Annotated in this window: 10 protein-coding genes and 2 pseudogenes; 5 read left to right on the top strand and 7 right to left on the bottom strand. The window is 58.8% G+C overall.

Going from position 1 to position 16,400, the window contains the following annotated elements; all coding sequences use genetic code 11:
• Positions 1 to 249 precede the first annotated feature (249 nt).
• From ACOCMH_RS00125 to ACOCMH_RS00110, 4 genes are all read right to left on the bottom strand, one after another.
• Positions 250 to 984, bottom strand: a complete 735-nt coding sequence (locus ACOCMH_RS00125) for a response regulator transcription factor (RefSeq protein WP_427305992.1) — start codon at positions 982 to 984, stop codon at positions 250 to 252.
• Between the two features lie 546 nt (positions 985 to 1,530).
• Positions 1,531 to 2,325: a Crp/Fnr family transcriptional regulator gene (locus ACOCMH_RS00120; RefSeq protein WP_427305991.1), complete on the bottom strand. Its 795-nt coding sequence runs from the start codon at positions 2,323 to 2,325 to the stop codon at positions 1,531 to 1,533.
• 73 nt (positions 2,326 to 2,398) lie between these two features.
• Complete coding sequence (locus tag ACOCMH_RS00115; RefSeq protein WP_427305990.1) at positions 2,399 to 3,391, bottom strand: Bug family tripartite tricarboxylate transporter substrate binding protein; 993 nt, start codon at positions 3,389 to 3,391, stop codon at positions 2,399 to 2,401.
• Between the two features lie 27 nt (positions 3,392 to 3,418).
• Positions 3,419 to 4,180: an alpha/beta fold hydrolase gene (locus ACOCMH_RS00110; protein ID WP_427305989.1), complete on the bottom strand. Its 762-nt coding sequence runs from the start codon at positions 4,178 to 4,180 to the stop codon at positions 3,419 to 3,421.
• A 267-nt stretch (positions 4,181 to 4,447) separates the two neighbouring features.
• On the opposite strand from ACOCMH_RS00110, the gene acnA reads away from it, so the two are divergent.
• From acnA to ACOCMH_RS00090, 4 genes and pseudogenes are all read left to right on the top strand, one after another.
• Positions 4,448 to 7,135 (top strand): aconitate hydratase AcnA, encoded by a 2,688-nt coding sequence (gene acnA, locus ACOCMH_RS00105; protein WP_427305988.1) that lies wholly within the window; start codon positions 4,448 to 4,450, stop codon positions 7,133 to 7,135.
• Between the two features lie 304 nt (positions 7,136 to 7,439).
• Positions 7,440 to 8,498, top strand: coding sequence for a porin (locus ACOCMH_RS00100; RefSeq protein ID WP_427305987.1), 1,059 nt, complete (start codon positions 7,440 to 7,442; stop codon positions 8,496 to 8,498).
• A gap of 221 nt (positions 8,499 to 8,719) precedes the next feature.
• Positions 8,720 to 8,993 (top strand): annotated as a pseudogene (locus tag ACOCMH_RS00095) (transposase); the annotation flags it as partial.
• A gap of 162 nt (positions 8,994 to 9,155) precedes the next feature.
• Positions 9,156 to 11,114, top strand: coding sequence for a phosphatase PAP2 family protein (locus ACOCMH_RS00090; protein WP_427305986.1), 1,959 nt, complete (start codon positions 9,156 to 9,158; stop codon positions 11,112 to 11,114).
• 776 nt (positions 11,115 to 11,890) lie between these two features.
• Here ACOCMH_RS00090 and ACOCMH_RS00085 read toward each other — a convergent pair.
• The 3 genes and pseudogenes from ACOCMH_RS00085 to ACOCMH_RS00075 all read right to left on the bottom strand — a co-directional run.
• Entirely contained in the window at positions 11,891 to 12,178 is a 288-nt protein-coding gene (locus tag ACOCMH_RS00085) for a GNAT family N-acetyltransferase (protein ID WP_427305985.1), read from the bottom strand.
• Positions 12,179 to 13,356: 1,178 nt separating this feature from the next.
• Complete coding sequence (locus tag ACOCMH_RS00080) at positions 13,357 to 14,223, bottom strand: LysR substrate-binding domain-containing protein (RefSeq protein ID WP_427305984.1); 867 nt, start codon at positions 14,221 to 14,223, stop codon at positions 13,357 to 13,359.
• Positions 14,224 to 15,025: 802 nt separating this feature from the next.
• Positions 15,026 to 15,185, bottom strand: a pseudogene (locus ACOCMH_RS00075) (CoA transferase); the annotation flags it as partial.
• A 229-nt stretch (positions 15,186 to 15,414) separates the two neighbouring features.
• Here ACOCMH_RS00075 and ACOCMH_RS00070 point away from each other — a divergent pair.
• The gene (locus tag ACOCMH_RS00070; protein WP_427305983.1) at positions 15,415 to 16,398 is read left to right on the top strand and encodes a Bug family tripartite tricarboxylate transporter substrate binding protein; all 984 of its coding nucleotides are present in this window, start codon (positions 15,415 to 15,417) and stop codon (positions 16,396 to 16,398) included.
• Positions 16,399 to 16,400: the final 2 nt, after the last annotated feature.

Genomic DNA, 16,400 nt, shown 5'->3' with positions numbered 1-16,400 from the left:
AACGCTCGCTATGGCTGCGAAGGCGGCGCCATAACGATTACGACCGAGTTCGGTCAGCCGCGCCACCACGGTGTGCTCCTCGTCGCCCAGACGTTTGATCAGCAGGTGACGTCCGTAGGCTTATGCGATGATCTGCCCGTGGCTGAGCAGGCTGCGCAGTGGCAGCTGCAATTTGGCGGCGTAATGTTTGATGGGTATGTTCGACGAGTAGACCATTGACGGTCAGATCGTCGGCGCCAAATGATGGCCTCACTTGCCTAAGAATTCCGACGGCTCGCTTGAGATATATTCCAGCCGATAACCTTGGCTGTAAACAACACGCAATAACACCCCGCCGTCTGGACAGAGATTCAGCCGCCGCCGCAGCCTGTAGATGTGGGTGTCCAGGCTTCTCGAATTCTGCGCTTCTGTCGATTGTCCCCAAACTAGCGAGAGGACGGTATCGCGGGGCACAATACTTCCGATATTCCTAGCAAGGATCAGGAAAATTTCGAATTCCTTCGGCGTCAAGTTTATACGTTCACCAGATCTTTTGTAAACTGCACGCTCAGTGCTCCGAACCACATAACTTCCGACTTTTAACGACTCCAATTGCGAGTCCAACACTTGCTTGGCTCGACGCAACTGCGCTCTAATCCTGGCGAGAAGTTCTACTTCTTTGATCGGCTTGACCATGTAGTCATCTACGCCTGCTTCAAACGCCTCAACGAGATCACGCTCGTGCACTGCATTTGTCAACATAATGACGGGAAGACGGGAATAGCTGTGGCGGATCCAAGCCAATACCCTTAGTCCGTCGATATCAGGTAGACGTCTGTCCAGCAGGACGATATCAGGCAGAATTCGCTGAATGGCTCGCATGACTCGATCACCGGTCGAAAATATTCCGACGTCAAAGCCAAACCCATTCAGCACCAACTCTAAGTATTTCGCCTGAGCTTCATCGTCCTCCACCAGGTAGATCAGATTTCTTGCCCCGCCCATTTCTTTATCTCATAAACGTGTCGTGGCTAGACACTTCATCCTTCTTGTGAATTTCTTCGCTTGCTTTTATTTAATCATTTGCAAGCTTCCGCTCCAGCCGTCTATGGGAAGACGTCGGACGGCCCATGCGTGTAGAGATCTCCTGATCCCAGAGAGTCATTCCTAGAACAGTGTGCTTTCTTCGGACTATAAATTGCGCCGTGTACAGCACGCACCCATTTTTTTTGATTCCATCATGACACAGCGTTTGGCGCCAAATTCTGAACCTTTGTGAAGGTGATTCGGCTTGGGTCCTGCAACCAATTCAATCCCTGAAGCTCAGCGTTCTCGAACCACGCTCAACCGCTTCTCACACACCACATCAATTTCCTCTCCTCTTTCCGTGGGTCCCCGTGGACAGCTCTCCGACTCTTACGGCAGCGACCCGTATTGATACCGGGCGGCGACCGTGGCCGTGGTCGTGGTCGTGGTTGGTGCCGTGGAACCGTCCGACTGCCTGACGAAGTCGCACTTCACGCGCACATGATCCCGTCAATACAAATCGCCTCATTCCCCGGATGCAGCTGCCTTAAGCCGCTCCATGTCCAAGATCAGCACACGGGAGTACGACACCTGGATGATGGATTCTGCTTCAATTCGTTTCAGTTCCTGGTTCACTTTCGGGCGGGACCAGCCCACCAGGTCCGCAAACTCCGCCTGGCTCATCCGGAGCGTGAGCGAGACCCCTTCAGAGTGCGGCGAGCCGTAGTCCGCCGCAAGGTTCAGCAGGACTTTGGCGCACCGCTGCCGCAACGTCACCAGCAGCAGATCAGCGTGGTCTGACAGGGAGCGGCGAGCCCGTAAACAGAGTACCTGCATGAAGGCACGCAGCAGGATGACGTCCGACGACAGCGCCATCTCGACCAGAGACTTGTTGAGAACGCAGATCGTCAGATCAGTGTGGGCAATGAGGTCGTTGGTTGCCACGCCCCCATCCAGAAATGGCACCAGATTGAACAGCTGTCCCGAACCCAGGTAGCCGGTGATCATGCGCTTGCCGCTGCTGGCGTGAATTCCCACTTGCAGGGCCCCGGATACCACGATGCCAAGATGTCTGACAGGGGCGCCGCGCCGCATCACGACTTCGCCACGCTTCAGATGCCGGACGACGCCGCCCTTCGCGAACGCTTGCAGAGTCGCAGCCTGGCAGCCTGTCGCCCAGTCCGCCTGGCGAAGTACGGTGCTGACCAGCAGGCTGGAGTCCGGGGCACAGGTGTCTGGCATCACGCTTGCCTGAAGCAACTGTGCCTGTCGTGCACGGGCGTGGCGCTCGGGAGTCCCCGCGCAAATGATTGCGGTCATCTGTCCGATCTCTGGTGTGTTATCGATGTCGGGCGAGACGTGTCGCCCGGTCCATCCCCATCGCTGTGCGCGACTATTCCGCTTCGATGCCGGCCGCCTTGACCCATCCGGCCCAGCGGGAGCGATCTGCCACCATGTGCGCGCGCAGGGCCGCCGGTGTCATCGCCTGAGGGGTCATGCCCTGCCGCTCCAGGGCGGTGCGCACGTTGGGGTCATCGATAGCCTCGGAGACAAGCGCACTCATCCGCCTGACCACGTCCTCCGGCGTGCCAGCCGGCGCGGCAAGACCGAGCCAACCCTGTACCTCGAGCCCTTGCATGCTCTCTGCCACAGTCGGAACACCCGCGAGCTGCCGCATGCGCTGCGATGACGTCACGGCAATCGCAGCCAGCTGCGCGTTTTGCAGCGCTGGAGCGGCAGACAGGGAATCCAAGAAGGCGAACTGGATCTGTCCACCGAGCATGTCGGTAACGATCTGTGTGATGTTCCGGTAAGGCGCTCCGGTGTAGTCGAGCCCTGCTCGTACACGCAGCAGTTCAGGAGGAACGCGCGATGAGGAGCTGTAGTAGCCGTACGTCATCTTGCCCGGATGGGCCTTCGCGTAGCGGATCAGCTCCGGCACTGACATGAACGGGCCATTCTTCGGCACGATCAGGATCGTGCCGAATGTGCCGAACATGCCGACCGGCGCAAAGTCCTTCACCGGATCGTAGGGCAGGCGGCGGTACAGGCTGACATTGGCCGCGTGCGTGGAATTGGAGGCGATCAGGAAGGTATAGCCGTCGGCCGGCGCGTTCTTGGCAGCCTCGGTGCCGACGATGCCGCCTGCGCCAGGACGATTCTCCACCACCACGGTGGCGTTCGGCGGCAGACGCTTCTGCAGGAAGCTGGCGAAAGTTCGCGCGACGAAGTCTGCCGCGCCGCCCGCCGCCGAAGGAACCAACAGGCGAATCGGGCGATTCGGCCATGGGCTTGCTTGCGCCAGCGCCGTACCTGGTGCGATTCCAGCCGCCATCGCCGTGGCAGCAAGAGCAAGGCGTAGTGCCGATCGTCTCGCTTTGTTCATTATGTTCTCCTCCTATGTCTATATGGATCAACCGCCGGTCTTGGTCAGTTGCACCAGCGCGTCCAGGGCTGCCCGGTACTCCTGCGGATTGTCGATCATCGGGGTATGTCCGCCGTCGATCAAGATCAGCGCGGTGTCCGGGATGCCATCGGCGAGTTCCTGCGCAAAGCTGATGTGGCGACGCCGGTCGTGTCGCCCGTGCGCGATCACGGCAGGGCACGCGATCTCTCCGAGCAGCGGTCGCACATCGATCCGACGCAGCGTGATAACCGCTTCAAGAAACGCATCACGGTTGATCCGCGCCATATAGTCACGCATCTCTTGCCACAACGCCGGTGGCGGCGGGCGCAGGAAGCAGCTCAGCAGGAATGCATCGCTGATCTCTTCCGTCCAGGCCGTGCGCACCCGGTCCGGCAGGCTCGCATCGCCATGTCCGCCTGTGTGGGCACCGGTATTGGACAGCAGCAGGCCGTTCACCTTTTTGCCGGCCTTGAGCGCGGTCAGCAGCGTGATCATGCCTCCCAGGGAATGGCCCGCCAACAGCGTCGGACCTGCGCGCTTCCGCAACGCATGCGCAAGGCGTGTCGCCAGATTTTCGACATTCCAGGGGCCGGGCCAACTAGCCCAGTCGACGCCATAGACCAGTAAGGCGTCATGCTGGGTGTTGGCGAAAATTGCCGGGGAGCATCCACCGCCAGGCAATCCCAGCAGCACCGCTCCTGCATGTCCCAGCACGTGGTCCGGGAGCAGATCCTTCGGTAGTTCAGAGTGTTTGGCGTCCTGTTGCATATCGCCATCGTATGCGCTCTCCTGTCACATCGCTAAACGCATAATTTCTATTGAATGATGCATTTTCCGCATCGTCCGCTGCCTAAGGTCATCTCTGCCATGTGCGATTGCCCTGATGGATCACGTAATCCGTTGCGGCGGGCCAGCAGTCTTTAAACAGGTTCGTCGGTTCATCAAAACTGTTCCAAATTGCCTTGAGACACATACTGAACGTCCTTATCGTGTCGGCTCGATAACGGCGCCGGCAGGCGACGAAGGAAAGACAACGTGTCCGTCAGAGAGGCTGCGCTCAAGGCGCTTGATTCGATCGAAGCTACGGTGCCCGCGCAACCGGGGCTGCATTTCTACAGCATCGCTGCCACGACTTCGGGCGGTGCCGATGCTATTGCGCGCCTTCCATTCTGCCTGCGGGCATTGGCCGAGAATGTGCTACGCCATATCGGCACCAATGATGTCGAGGAGGCAGACCTGCGTCACCTGCTGGCCTGGCGGCCGGAGTTGGAAGATGTGATTGCGGTGCCGTTCCATCCTGCCCGGGTGCTTATGCAGGATTACACGGGAATTCCCGCCCTCGTAGACCTGGCAGCATTACGCGATGCCATAGTTGCCCAGGGTCAGGCCGCTACGCGGATCAATCCCAGGATTCCGGTTGATCTCGTCATCGATCATTCGCTCATCGTGGACCAGGCAGGTCACGCCGGAGCGCTGACCTACAACCTGGGCCGTGAGTTCGAGCGCAATACGGAGCGATACCGCCTGGCAAAATGGGCCACCGCGACACTGAGCAAGGTGCGTGTCGTGCCGCCTGGCAACGGCATCGTGCATCAGATCAACCTCGAACGCATTGCCAGCATTGTCTGTACGCAGGAGGAAGGCGCCCATGTCGTCGTCTTTCCTGACACCATGGTTGGCACGGACAGCCACAGCACCATGGTCAATGGAATCGGGGTGCTTGGCTGGGGTGTGGGTGGCATCGAGGCCGAGGCGGCGATGCTCGGATTGCCGATAACCGTGCCCCTGCGGCGAATTGTAGGCGTGCGTCTCAGCGGCAGTCTGCGCGCCGGTGTGACAGCCACCGACCTCGTGCTGACGCTCACCCAGCAATTGCGGGCATTCAATGTCGTCGATGCACTGGTCGAATTCTTCGGCCCGGCGCTCGATACGCTTGCCGTCACGGATCGCGCCACGATTGCCAACATGGCGCCTGAGTATGGTTCCACGGCAGCATTCTTCCCGATTGATGCAGCTACGTTGCGATACCTGACGGCTAGTGGCCGAGACGCGGCGCACGTAGCGCTCGTTGAGGCGTATGCCAAGGCGCAGGGTCTTTGGCGTGCGCATGACGCCCGGGATCCCGAGTACAGCAGCATGCTCGATTTTGATTTGTCGGACGTCGCCCCCTGCGTAGCCGGGCCGAAACGCCCGCAGGATCGCGTTGAACTGGACGCAATCTGCGACAGCTTCCGCGCGGCCTTTTCATCAGGCGCTCCTGCACGGGACAGGCTATCCGACGGCGCTGTAATCATCGCGGCCATCACCAGTTGCACGAACACTTCCAATCCTGCCGTCATGATTGCTGCCGGACTGCTGGCCCGCAACGCCCGCGCGCGTGGTCTGAAGCCACGGCCGTGGATCAAGACATCACTGACACCGGGCTCGCGTGTGGTGGGTGCGTACCTGGAAGCAAGCGGTCTGCAGGCTGACCTGGACGCATTGGGTTTTCAAGTTGCGGGCTACGGCTGTGCGACCTGCGGCGGAAATTCCGGCCAACTTGATGAGGCTGTTGAAAATCAGATTCACCGCGAAGACATCATTGCAACGGCCGTGTTATCCGGCAACCGTAATTTCGAGGCTCGCATCCATCCGATGGCCCGGGCCAACTATCTGATGTCTCCGCCACTGGTGATCGCCTATGCGCTCGCCGGCAATATTCAGATTGATCTGACGCGCGACCCCCTGTGCGACGGCAGCGATGGCCGACCAGTCTATCTCCGTGAAATCTGGCCGGACGACGCAGCGGTACAGGCCGTGCTGGAAAACGTCCTGACCCCCACTCTGTTCGAGACACAGTACAGGAATATTCTCGACGGCAGTCCCGAGTGGCGCGCGCTCGATGCGCCGTCCGGCGTGGTGTTTCCGTGGGATGCGAGTAGCACGTATATCCGCAGGCCGCCTTTCCTTGATCATTTTGACACGAGTCCCGTGGCGCAGACGGGCGATATCGTGGACGCGCGCATTCTGTTGATGCTTGGCGACAGCACGACCACCGATCACATCTCGCCAGTTGGCAGCATCCCGGCCGAGAGTCCGGCGGGCCTGTACTTGCGCGAACGCGGCGTAAAGCCCGTCGATTTCAATGCCTATGGTTCCCGGCGCGCCAACCACGAAGTCATGGTGCGCGGCACCTTCGCCAACATCCGGCTCAGCAACGAGTTGGTGCCCGGCGTGCTCGGAGGCCAGACGAAGTGCTTTCCTGAAGGCGAGGTCATGCCGATCTATGACGCAGCCATGCGGTATGCGGCGCGCGGCGTTTCCTTGGTGATCGTCGCCGGCCGCGAATACGGCACCGGCTCGTCGCGAGACTGGGCTGCCAAGGGCACGAGCCTGCTCGGCGTGCGTGTGGTGATTGCCGAGAGCTTCGAGCGCATTCATCGCTCCAACCTGATCATGATGGGTGTACTGCCGCTCGAGTTTCCTTCGGATGTCACTCGCAAGACACTTGGCCTCGCCGGCACGGAGACGCTCCGCATCGAATCGCTCGACCAGCAAGCGCGCCCGGGTGGCGCTGTTCGGGCGACCCTGCGCCGTGCTGACGGATCTTCCGAAGCGCTGGAACTTAATTGCCGGATCGACACGGCAAACGAGCTCAAGGTCTGGCGTGCGGGCGGAATGATGCGCTTGGTGCTGGGCCAGCTTTCCGAGGCGTCGACGGCCATCCCCAGGTCCCGTCATTGAAGCGGAAAATTGGCGCCCGCGAACTACTTGCGCGACGACCGGTTACATAGCCACCGCGTGCGGCCCGAGTATAGGGCGCCCTGCGAAATGAACTAACGAAGCAAGCTGATTTGGCACGCCGATCGGCGTGGCCTGTTGTTTCGTGGCCAATGCGTACGTGTCATTAAGATCTGCTCAGAAACCGATGCTGCGATCTCGAGTAGGGTCGTTTCTTAGCAGCTGTATTGACAGAGATATAGAAATACGAGATCTGCCAGTTCGTAATTTTTGGCCGAATAAGCCAAGACAAAATAGGGAGGAGAAAGTGAGGTTGATCGGTAAAACCCTGGTTGCCGCCGCAGTCGGAACGGTGTTCGCAGCGAGCGCAGAGGCACAGAGCAGTATCACGTTGTACGGCATCGCCGACGCAGGGTTCGAGTACGTCAGCCATGCCGGTATGGACGGCTCAGGATCCGCCTATCGCGTTTCGTCCGGCAGCATCTCCGGTTCGCGCTGGGGCCTGCGGGGCAAAGAGAACCTGGGCGGCGGTCTGGGTGCCACCTTTGTGCTCGAAAGCGGCTTCAGCATTGACACGGGCGCCATGGCACAAGGCGGACGGCTGTTTGGCAGGCAGGCCTTTGTCGGCATCTATGGCAACTGGGGCCAGATCACCCTGGGCCGCCAGAACAACACCCTTTTCGATTTGTTCGCTGGTCTCGATCCACTGCGTTATGCAACCTACTCGTTGATTTCGCAGGATGCTCAGTTCGCGGGCCGTCCCGACAACGCCGTGAAGTACACGGGCAATTTTGGTGCGTTGACCGTAACGGGCCTGTACAGCGCAGGCTACGATTCGACCGTCGCCAATGGCGGTGAATTTCCCGGCGCCCCGCGGGTGGGCCAGGAGATGAGCGCAGGTGCATCCTATACGCTCGGAAACGTCGGTATGGCGATCGCCTATGACCAGCGCCGCGGCACCTCGGTAGCGAACGCGGACGCTGTCGAGCGGCGCTATGTGGCAAGCCTGATCTACACCACCGGTCCGTTCTCTGCCATTGCCGGGTATCGGTATCTGCAGGGCGGCCTGACGCCGACGACTGGTATCCGGTCCAACCTGTATTGGGTGGGAGGCGGATACGCGTTGACCCCTGCCCTGAGGCTTAACCTTGGCGCGTACTACACGGATCGACGCAACTCGCCGAACGATTCGATGAGCTATGTGTTTCAAACGATGTACGGGTTGTCGAAGCGGACCGATCTCTACGTTAGCGCTTCGTACATCAATAACAAGGGCAAGTCGAACCTCGGCGTTATCACTTCGACGATGGTTGCCCCTGGTGTCAGCCAGACCGGAATCGTGGCTGGAGTCAGGCATATCTTCTGATGGCGGATCGCAACGTTGAGTGCGCGCCCGCGATTCCGGTGGGATCGCGGCTGTTCTGAACGCGGCGGCGAACGTCCGGGACGGCCATGCCAATAGTTCGCCGTCACCTATCGCCAAGGGTGCAGACGAAGGTGCTCGACCTTGGTTTGTGCGACCTGCGCGTTAGCGGTCGTGCCAGGTCAAACTGCAAGGCAAGGGGAACAGGCTGCGCGTCTGCCCGAAAGGTGCCCCTGATTCTCGATACTTGAGAGTGCATCACAGCAAGCCGGTGAAGGCCTAGCTCGCCCCGCACGTCGAGCAAGTCGAGGTGATCTACCCGCCCAGCTACAGCCCGGAACTCATTCTCGACGAGATAGCCAAGGCCAATATCAAGCAAGCCGTCACCCCGCGGGCACAGCTCGCACCAGGCTGCAACTCGTCAAAGCTGCATCGAGCCATCTGGGCAGTTTTCAGAAACAGCCCGAACGCATTCGACGCTACTTTCAGCAGTGTTAGGTGAAGTATGCCGGTCTGATACAAGTTCATGAGATGCCGGATCAATATTGACAATTTTTCAGAAAAGTTGATGCATTAGAACGTCGCGATTCATGAATTTGACTTTTTATTGACATAGCCTATATGCCTTTCCTGTCTTCTTAATTCATGGACTCTTTTCATATGCATTTTTCCAAGTCAGCGATGCCGTCTGGGATCGTGGTCGCATGTCTCGCACTTTTTCTCAGCGCCTGCGGTGGTGACAACGACAATAGCTCCAATATCATACCGCTGGCTGTCCCGGCACCGCCTCCCGATCCGGGTTATGTCGATAGCGCACCAGTATCTGCGTCAGTACCCGCTTTCGTCGACAACGTCGCGACGAATCAACGGGGCGATGCACGCTATGCCACTCTGGAGACCAATGCAGGCGTGCGTCTGCTGCAGGGCTTTCTAAATGTATGGGAGCCGCTCACCCGCATAGTTGATGCGGGTGTGACGGCGCCAGCGGTGGACGGCTACCCTGCCGTTGTACCGTCTTCGTGGACTGGCGTGCCCGACGACGGTACGGCGGGCGGAACCGTAGTCAACGCTGCGATCCATCAAGCCAACATCCAATACGTGGTTAATACTACCGCCAACAGAACTGCCGCTCAGGCGGAGGCCGCCTACTATGACGATCGTCGTGGTAAGAACTACAGCGTAACAGATGGCATGGGGCCGCTCACGGCGTCCTGGCGCGCCGCAGCTCAGCAGACGACGACCATTACTAGTATTCCCCCTGATGCCACCACGGTGCTCTACAACGATGGCGGTAACAATGGCGGCGTATCTGGCGAGGCGAACCCGACGTTCGGTGACGTGGTGGCGCTCATCAATAAAGCCAATAGCAATTCGTCAACGGAGCCCGCCAAGCGCTTCTACAAGTATGCGCGCCCATATCGCTGGAGCTCGAATGTGATCGTTGTACCAACCTTGGTGCCTGCGAAGAGCCAGACGCCGGGCACCGATGGGGGCTTCATTAGTGGCCATACTGCCGAAGCGATTCGCAACTCCCTTGTTATGGCATACCTGGTACCAGAGCGCTTTCAGGAGATGCTGAGCCGGGGCATGGAGCTTGGCGAGAACCGTATCATGTCCGGCATGCATTCTCCGCTAGACGTCATTGGTGGCCGTATGAACGCTATCGCCGGTGCTGCCGCAAATCTCTATGCGCCGAGCAATGCTGCGCTTAAGGCGTCGGCCTATGCCCAAGCCCATAACGCACTGATGGCAGCGACGGGGACGACGCCAGCCACGTTTGCGAACTTTGCGCGCTCCGGGACACCGGCCAATGACCGATTCAGCGACTACGCCGCCAATAAGACCAACTATCTGCGCCGCATGACATTCGGCTTCGCGCAGATCGGCTCGAAGTCGTTAGAGCCATCCGTGCCCAAAGGGGCTGAAGTGATCTTGGAGACGCGCTTCCCTTATCTGAGTGCCGATCAGCGTCGCGTGGTGTTGAAGACGACAGAATTGGAGTCCGGCTATCCGCTCATGGATGATGCCGAAGGTTGGGGCCGCTTGAACCTGTTTGCCGCTGGGGATGGCTATGGCGCGTTTAACGGCAACGTCGTGGTATCGATGGACGCGAGCAAGGGTGGTTTCAATGCAGAGGATACGTGGCGCAACGATATTGCTGGCACAGGCAAGTTCACACTGACCGGCAGCGGGAAAATCAAGCTCGGCGGTGCAAACACATACTCGGGTGGCACGCAGGTAGCTGGGGGCGTTCTCGAAGCCGCTTCCGCCAAGGCGTTCGGTACTGGCGATGTCTATCTGGGCGCTGGCTCAGTGGTGATCAACGCGCCGGAAAGCGTCGCCATGGCAGGCAAGTTCACGCAATTGGCCGGCACCACGCTCGATATGCGCGTCGGCCTGAATGGCCAGGGCCGCATGACGGTGGCCGGGCTGACAACGATTGCCGGTGGCACGCTGCGCATCGTCTTTGTCAATGGATATGCTCCGAAGGCTGGCGAAACCATTCCGGTCATCACTGGCAGCAGTGTTCGCGGACAGTTCACTACTATCGCCGTGGAGGGTTTCAAGGCAACGCCGATCTACACGCCTTACGGAGTGCAAATTCGCATTGATGCCTGATGGATCGTGCTGGCGATAGATAATGAATCCATCAAGGATTCTGTTTATCGCCAATTTCGGCATTGTCCCGTTGGCACGGCTTAGCTCGATTCAGGCTAGGCCGGCTCAGTCAAGTGGAAGGACTTCTGTCCAGCTCGGTGATATCGCGCCATCTGGCCGAAGCGGGCGGCGAAGTCTTCGCGGTACGGGGAAGCGCGCAGTGGATGCCGCTTCAGTGCGATCGGAGAATGGGCAGATCGATTGGCTGGATGTGACGCAACCATATTGGGAGCGCACGGCGGACCGCCGCCTACAACCTCGTGCAAATGCGCTCGCCGGGACAAATCGGTCCGCAGTTTCAGTAGTCGCGATAATCATGGCGGAAGTGGCCGACAAAAGCGAAAAAAATTTGCGGCAATAATACCGAACTCCCGGATTGGGAAACACCGCGAACCCGCCAGCCCTACCAGGGGAAGCCGCACCTCTTCCGTGGTGAGTACTTCAGCAGCCTGCTAAGCTTCTCTAGCTACTCACCAGTCCGTAATATTGGCGACGGATCGGCCCCCAGGGATGATCGAATCAGGCTACATTTCTTTTCTTCTGCAATCCTCGTAGTTTATGTTCGCCTTGTGGGCTTCAAGCCTAGTCAGAATCTCCAACAGCTCCGGCGAGAAATTCTTTGTCTTGCCACGCTGGCGCGCGTGTCCTCGACCTTCTTCTGATAGTGGGTGCCCGCCCTGCTGGCTCTAAACGTCTGGAGATTACTGGCGATTCTGGCCCGACCGCAAGCGTTGTGCCTAGAGAGTTAGTGTCCAGAACTCTTGTTGAAATGTCTGCCCAAACGCCTTTTTGTCCGGCGCCACTTTCGATGTACGGAACCCCAGTCGACTATAGAGCGCTCTTGCGGCTACGAGGCAGCTGTAGGTCTCCAGCTGTACCTCCTTCAACGAGTGCGTACGTGCATACTCTAGGGCCATCCTCATCATTGCATACCCCACGCCTCTGCCTCTATATTCAGGCAGGACTAGAACGAAATTGAGAAATGCCAGATCTCCAGGTCTTTCGGAGATTGCAATCGACGCCACCCGTGTACTCCTATCAATGCAACCCAGACACGATCAAATGCACTGGGTAGCTGGAGAAATGCATGCATCTTTTTGGAAATGCTGTCCTGAAAACTCCTGTCAAAACCGAACTTCGTGGCATAGACGTCTCCATGCGCGGCAACGATCCATTCGTAATCGTCCTGCTGTGCTGTTCGTACCTTCAACTCATGGGCCGTCACTTGTAAACTCCAATCCTTGTGTTGGCATTATTTCCCCCTTTCGAACCCTTGATACACCAACGCTTCTCCTTCCGCTCACTGAGACACATCACTTTGCTCTACTTGCAATTCGGACAGTGAACGCCTATATACCAATGCTAAACTAGAATGACCTTCACCGATTTCCGAAACACCCCGTCTTCCGCGTACCTCGAGCGATTGGAGAAGGGTGTGGAGCATAAGGTAAAAACCCCCGATGGTGATCATTTCACTGTACGCCAGTGCCGGAGAATACTCGACTGAGTTTTCAGTTTCCCCTCTCGTATGCCAGGCAATCTTGTACTGCATCGCGCGCGAAAAATATATAGAGTTTAAGCACTCGTTGATCGTAGCGACCCGTATGCCAGTCAGTATTTGAGGCGAAGTTGGAACTAGCGACAGGCACGCCATCCGGGCTGAGCGTCTTGCGCGTAACGCCAGAAGGAAATTCACGCGGCAACACACCCATCATGGCCTACGTTGGAGCGATCCAGGAATGGCGGCTTGCGGATGTCTGTAGTTTCCGCGTCCAACGAAAAGATCGCGCCTGACGGCGCATCGGTCGGCCAATGCGTCATGCAGTGCCCGCCCATCGCCTCATCACATCGTCACATCGTCCTACCCAGGCCGCCTGGCGAGAAGTCGGTCCAAGTCTGCTGTTTCGACGTCCTTAGTACCGATATGGCGCAGTACGTTCTCAGCCAGCACGCGCAAGCCATAATGGCACGCGGGCGAAGTCCAATCCGCCCTTGACGGGGGCGCCAAGGCCGTAATAACGCAGCCCCGGCGGGCCGAATGCCGAAACCTTGGCCAGATCGAGCGCCTTGAGTGCAACCTCTTTGGCGGAAACGTTGCTTTCCTTGTCCCGTCTTGACGGCACCGAATCGTGCTGCCCACGATATGGATCTTCGCAATGTAGCGCAAGGCTATTTGGAACAATCTTCGCTACTCGCACAAATTTTAAGTGGGCGCAGCGGCCGCAGCGTGCTCCATCAGCATCTTTGCCATGGTCGCTGCTGCTGGGCTCAATGACCGGCGGTTCAATGAAAGAATACCTAGTTCCCGGTGCACTTTGGGGCGTTTCAGTGGCACGAAGACAAGGCCGCGCGCGCTCGCCGGCACACCCAGCGATGGAAGTACGGTTACGCCCAGTCCCTGCTCCAGCATGGCAATCAGCGACAGCATGTTTGACACAAACAAATGGCTGCCTGCCAGTAACTCCATCTCCGGCACACCCTCGATTTGCTGATGCGCTACCGTTCCGATGATCGGCAGGGACGCAAGCTCATTCCAGCCAATCGAGCGCCGGCCGGCCAGTGCATGATCGGCTCGACAGACCAGACCAAAGCTGTCCTTGACCAGCGACTGGAACTGAAGGCGAGACTCCACGCCCACGCGACTGCAGATGCCAAAGTCCACTTCGCCAGCCAGGACCATTGCCTGGATATTGCGGGAATTATCGTCCAGAATGCGGATCTCGATCTTCGGATGGCGCTCGATATAACGGCGTACCAAGTCCGGCAGCCATTGCGTCGCAACCGTCGGCACCGACGCAATGGTAAGTACACCCTCCTCTCTGTCCGCGAGCCTCTGCATCGCACTGACCGCGCGGTCGAAGTGTTCGGCCAACTCCCGCGCGTAGGGCACACACCCTGCCCCAAACATGGTTAACTCTGCCCGCCCGGCTTCGAACAGCCTTCCGCCGATACGTTGCTCCAACTCTCGGATAGAACGCGACAGCGCAGGCTGTGACCGGAATGCCTCGGTAGCCGCAACACGGAACCCGCCGTGGTCGACTACCAGCAGGAAGTGCTTTAGTTGAGCCATAGTCACATTTGCAGTCATTTTGCCCCTTATTTTGGATAGCTTTTTTGCATCATTCAGAAAATATTATGCGTTTTGTAAGGCACCGTAAAGCAGCATCCGATTGGTGTCATGCAATGGAACAATGAGCATCCTGAAGCGCGGACGAGTTTGCGTCGCGCCGAACTTTTAGCGTCCTGGGGTCTGGAAAGCTTGGCGGCCGCCTTGCTGACGTACTGCAATAGCGCGCGGGGAGCGCTTTGCTGGCGGGCCACTCTCTCTGAGGCATGTTGGCGTTACTAGCTGCCCTAAAGGCGACGGAAAAGTGGACGGGTTGCTGTTGTCCAACACGGATGCGAATACAGGCGGACACGGCGATACGGGGTCATGTGTTTCGCGCATCTGCCGCGATAGCGCCGGGGCTTGCGATCAAAGCAACTCCACAGGAACGCATCACTGGCTTCTTCGGTCCAGGCCGTTCGTACTCGCTCCGGCAAACAATTTGGTCGCGAGGCCTTTCTGCAAGCGGTTGCCACGCTACGTCAGGTCGATGTGCGACCACGCCTAAAGGCAGGAACGCGTGCTGGAAGTGTGGTCTGTCTCTCTCTAGGCTGCACTGCAGAGCATCGAGCAAGAATAAAGCCACTCCAAGCGTTTCTTGGGCGAGGAGCTGTCGGTCGATTTGCAACGTTTTCGCGCAAATTATCTGTGGGCGTGACAGGGGGCCGCGTCTGTTCGCACTCCGCGATCGATACAGTGCCGCAGGCTAAGTCGGGATGCGTGGCGAATTCGAGTTCGGCCAGCACTTCTTGGCACCCCACCCCACCCACTCCCGCTCGTTTTGCAGCCCCAGCATCAAGGTCTTGCCATCAACAGCCGGGAACTGACCATAGAGGTAGATGGTGGTGGCGTGCACTCGCATAGGCACGTGGCGGAGGCTCGGCGCCTTCAAAGGCGTAGTACAGCGGGAAGCCCATCCAGTTCCCATCGATTCCAACATCGAATGACGCGATGCGCTTGGCGCGACGGAAGTGCTGCGCGAACTGGTGGGCGTGGGCATGCCGGCGGGTGGGTCGCTCAAACCGCCACCCTTGGCCGATCAATAAAACTTATGCCCGTAGTCGGCGATTGAATTTCACGCAAGCGCGGCAGTCGGCTAGAGTTGCGACCAGACCGGGCGTGCATTCATGCCCCACCGCAACCCCAGGAGACACCATGCAACGTACCCGCCGCGCCTTGGCAGCCGCCGCTGCCCTGGCCGCATGCCTGCCGCTGTTTAGCGTGAAGGCTCACGCCGCCGACGCCTATCCTTCCAAGCCCATCCAGATGATCGTGCCGCAGGCGCCCGGCGGCACCAACGATATCGTCGCGCGTCTGGTCGCTGCGACGCTGTCGCAACGGCTGGGCCAGCAAGTGGTAGTCGAAAACCGTCCGGGCGCCGGGGGTAATATTGGCACCCAGGCAGCGGCACGCGCTACGCCAGATGGCTATACGCTGTTGATGACAATCAGCAGCACGCAGGCCATCAACCCCTCGCTGTACCGGAAGGTTCCGTTCGACCCGATCAAGGATTTCGAGCCAATCTCGCCCGTGGCGAGCGTGCCAAATGTGCTTGTGGCCAATCCCGCCTTCCCCGCCAAGTCGCTGTCGGAGCTGATTGCCATGGCGAAGGCAAAGCCAGACTACTACCGCTTTGCGTCAGCCGGAAATGGCACGTTGAACCACCTGCTAGGTGAGATGCTCAACGGCATGGCGGGCATCAAGCTTGAGCATGTCCCATACAAGGGCGTTGCCCCCGCGTTGAATGATGTATTGGGCAACCAGGTACCGCTGGCCTTTGCCAGTCTTCCGTCAGTCCTGGCTCACATCAAGGCAGGCAAGGTGCGCGCGCTGGGTGTCAGTTCCGCCAAGCGCTCACCCTTTGCGCCGGACATTCCTGCGATCGGCGAAACCGTCCCAGGCTACAGCGGCGACCTGTGGGTCGGCCTCTTCGCCGTCAAGGGCACGCCGAAGGATGTGACGCAGAAGCTTGCGCAGACCATGCAGGCAATCCTCACGGACAAGACTCTTCGAGACAAACTGGCCGCTCAGGGAGCCGAGGTCTTGACGGGCTCGCCGCAGCAACTCAGCGCGACACTGGTATCCGACATGGACAAGTGGGCCCGCATAGTGAAGACTTCGGGCGCACAGGTCGACTGACC

Origin of the sequence: Cupriavidus sp. H39, assembly GCF_050271075.1 — a bacterium.
GTDB classification, from domain to species: domain Bacteria; phylum Pseudomonadota; class Gammaproteobacteria; order Burkholderiales; family Burkholderiaceae; genus Cupriavidus; species Cupriavidus necator_B.
The sequence above is the reverse complement of the archived record's forward strand: the minus strand, read 5'-3'. Positions and strand labels throughout refer to the sequence as shown.

Bases quoted from the DNA above. Each gene is read 5' to 3' on its own strand.
- ACOCMH_RS00070 (WP_427305983.1), top strand. From the start codon at position 15,415: ATGCAACGTACCCGCCGCGCCTTGGCAGCCGCCGCTGCCCTGGCCGCA.
- ACOCMH_RS00080 (WP_427305984.1), bottom strand. From the start codon at position 14,223: ATGGCTCAACTAAAGCACTTCCTGCTGGTAGTCGACCACGGCGGGTTC.
- ACOCMH_RS00090 (WP_427305986.1), top strand. From the start codon at position 9,156: ATGCATTTTTCCAAGTCAGCGATGCCGTCTGGGATCGTGGTCGCATGT.
- ACOCMH_RS00110 (WP_427305989.1), bottom strand. From the start codon at position 4,180: ATGCAACAGGACGCCAAACACTCTGAACTACCGAAGGATCTGCTCCCG.
- ACOCMH_RS00120 (WP_427305991.1), bottom strand. From the start codon at position 2,325: ATGACCGCAATCATTTGCGCGGGGACTCCCGAGCGCCACGCCCGTGCA.
- ACOCMH_RS00115 (WP_427305990.1), bottom strand. From the start codon at position 3,391: ATGAACAAAGCGAGACGATCGGCACTACGCCTTGCTCTTGCTGCCACG.
- ACOCMH_RS00125 (WP_427305992.1), bottom strand. From the start codon at position 984: ATGGGCGGGGCAAGAAATCTGATCTACCTGGTGGAGGACGATGAAGCT.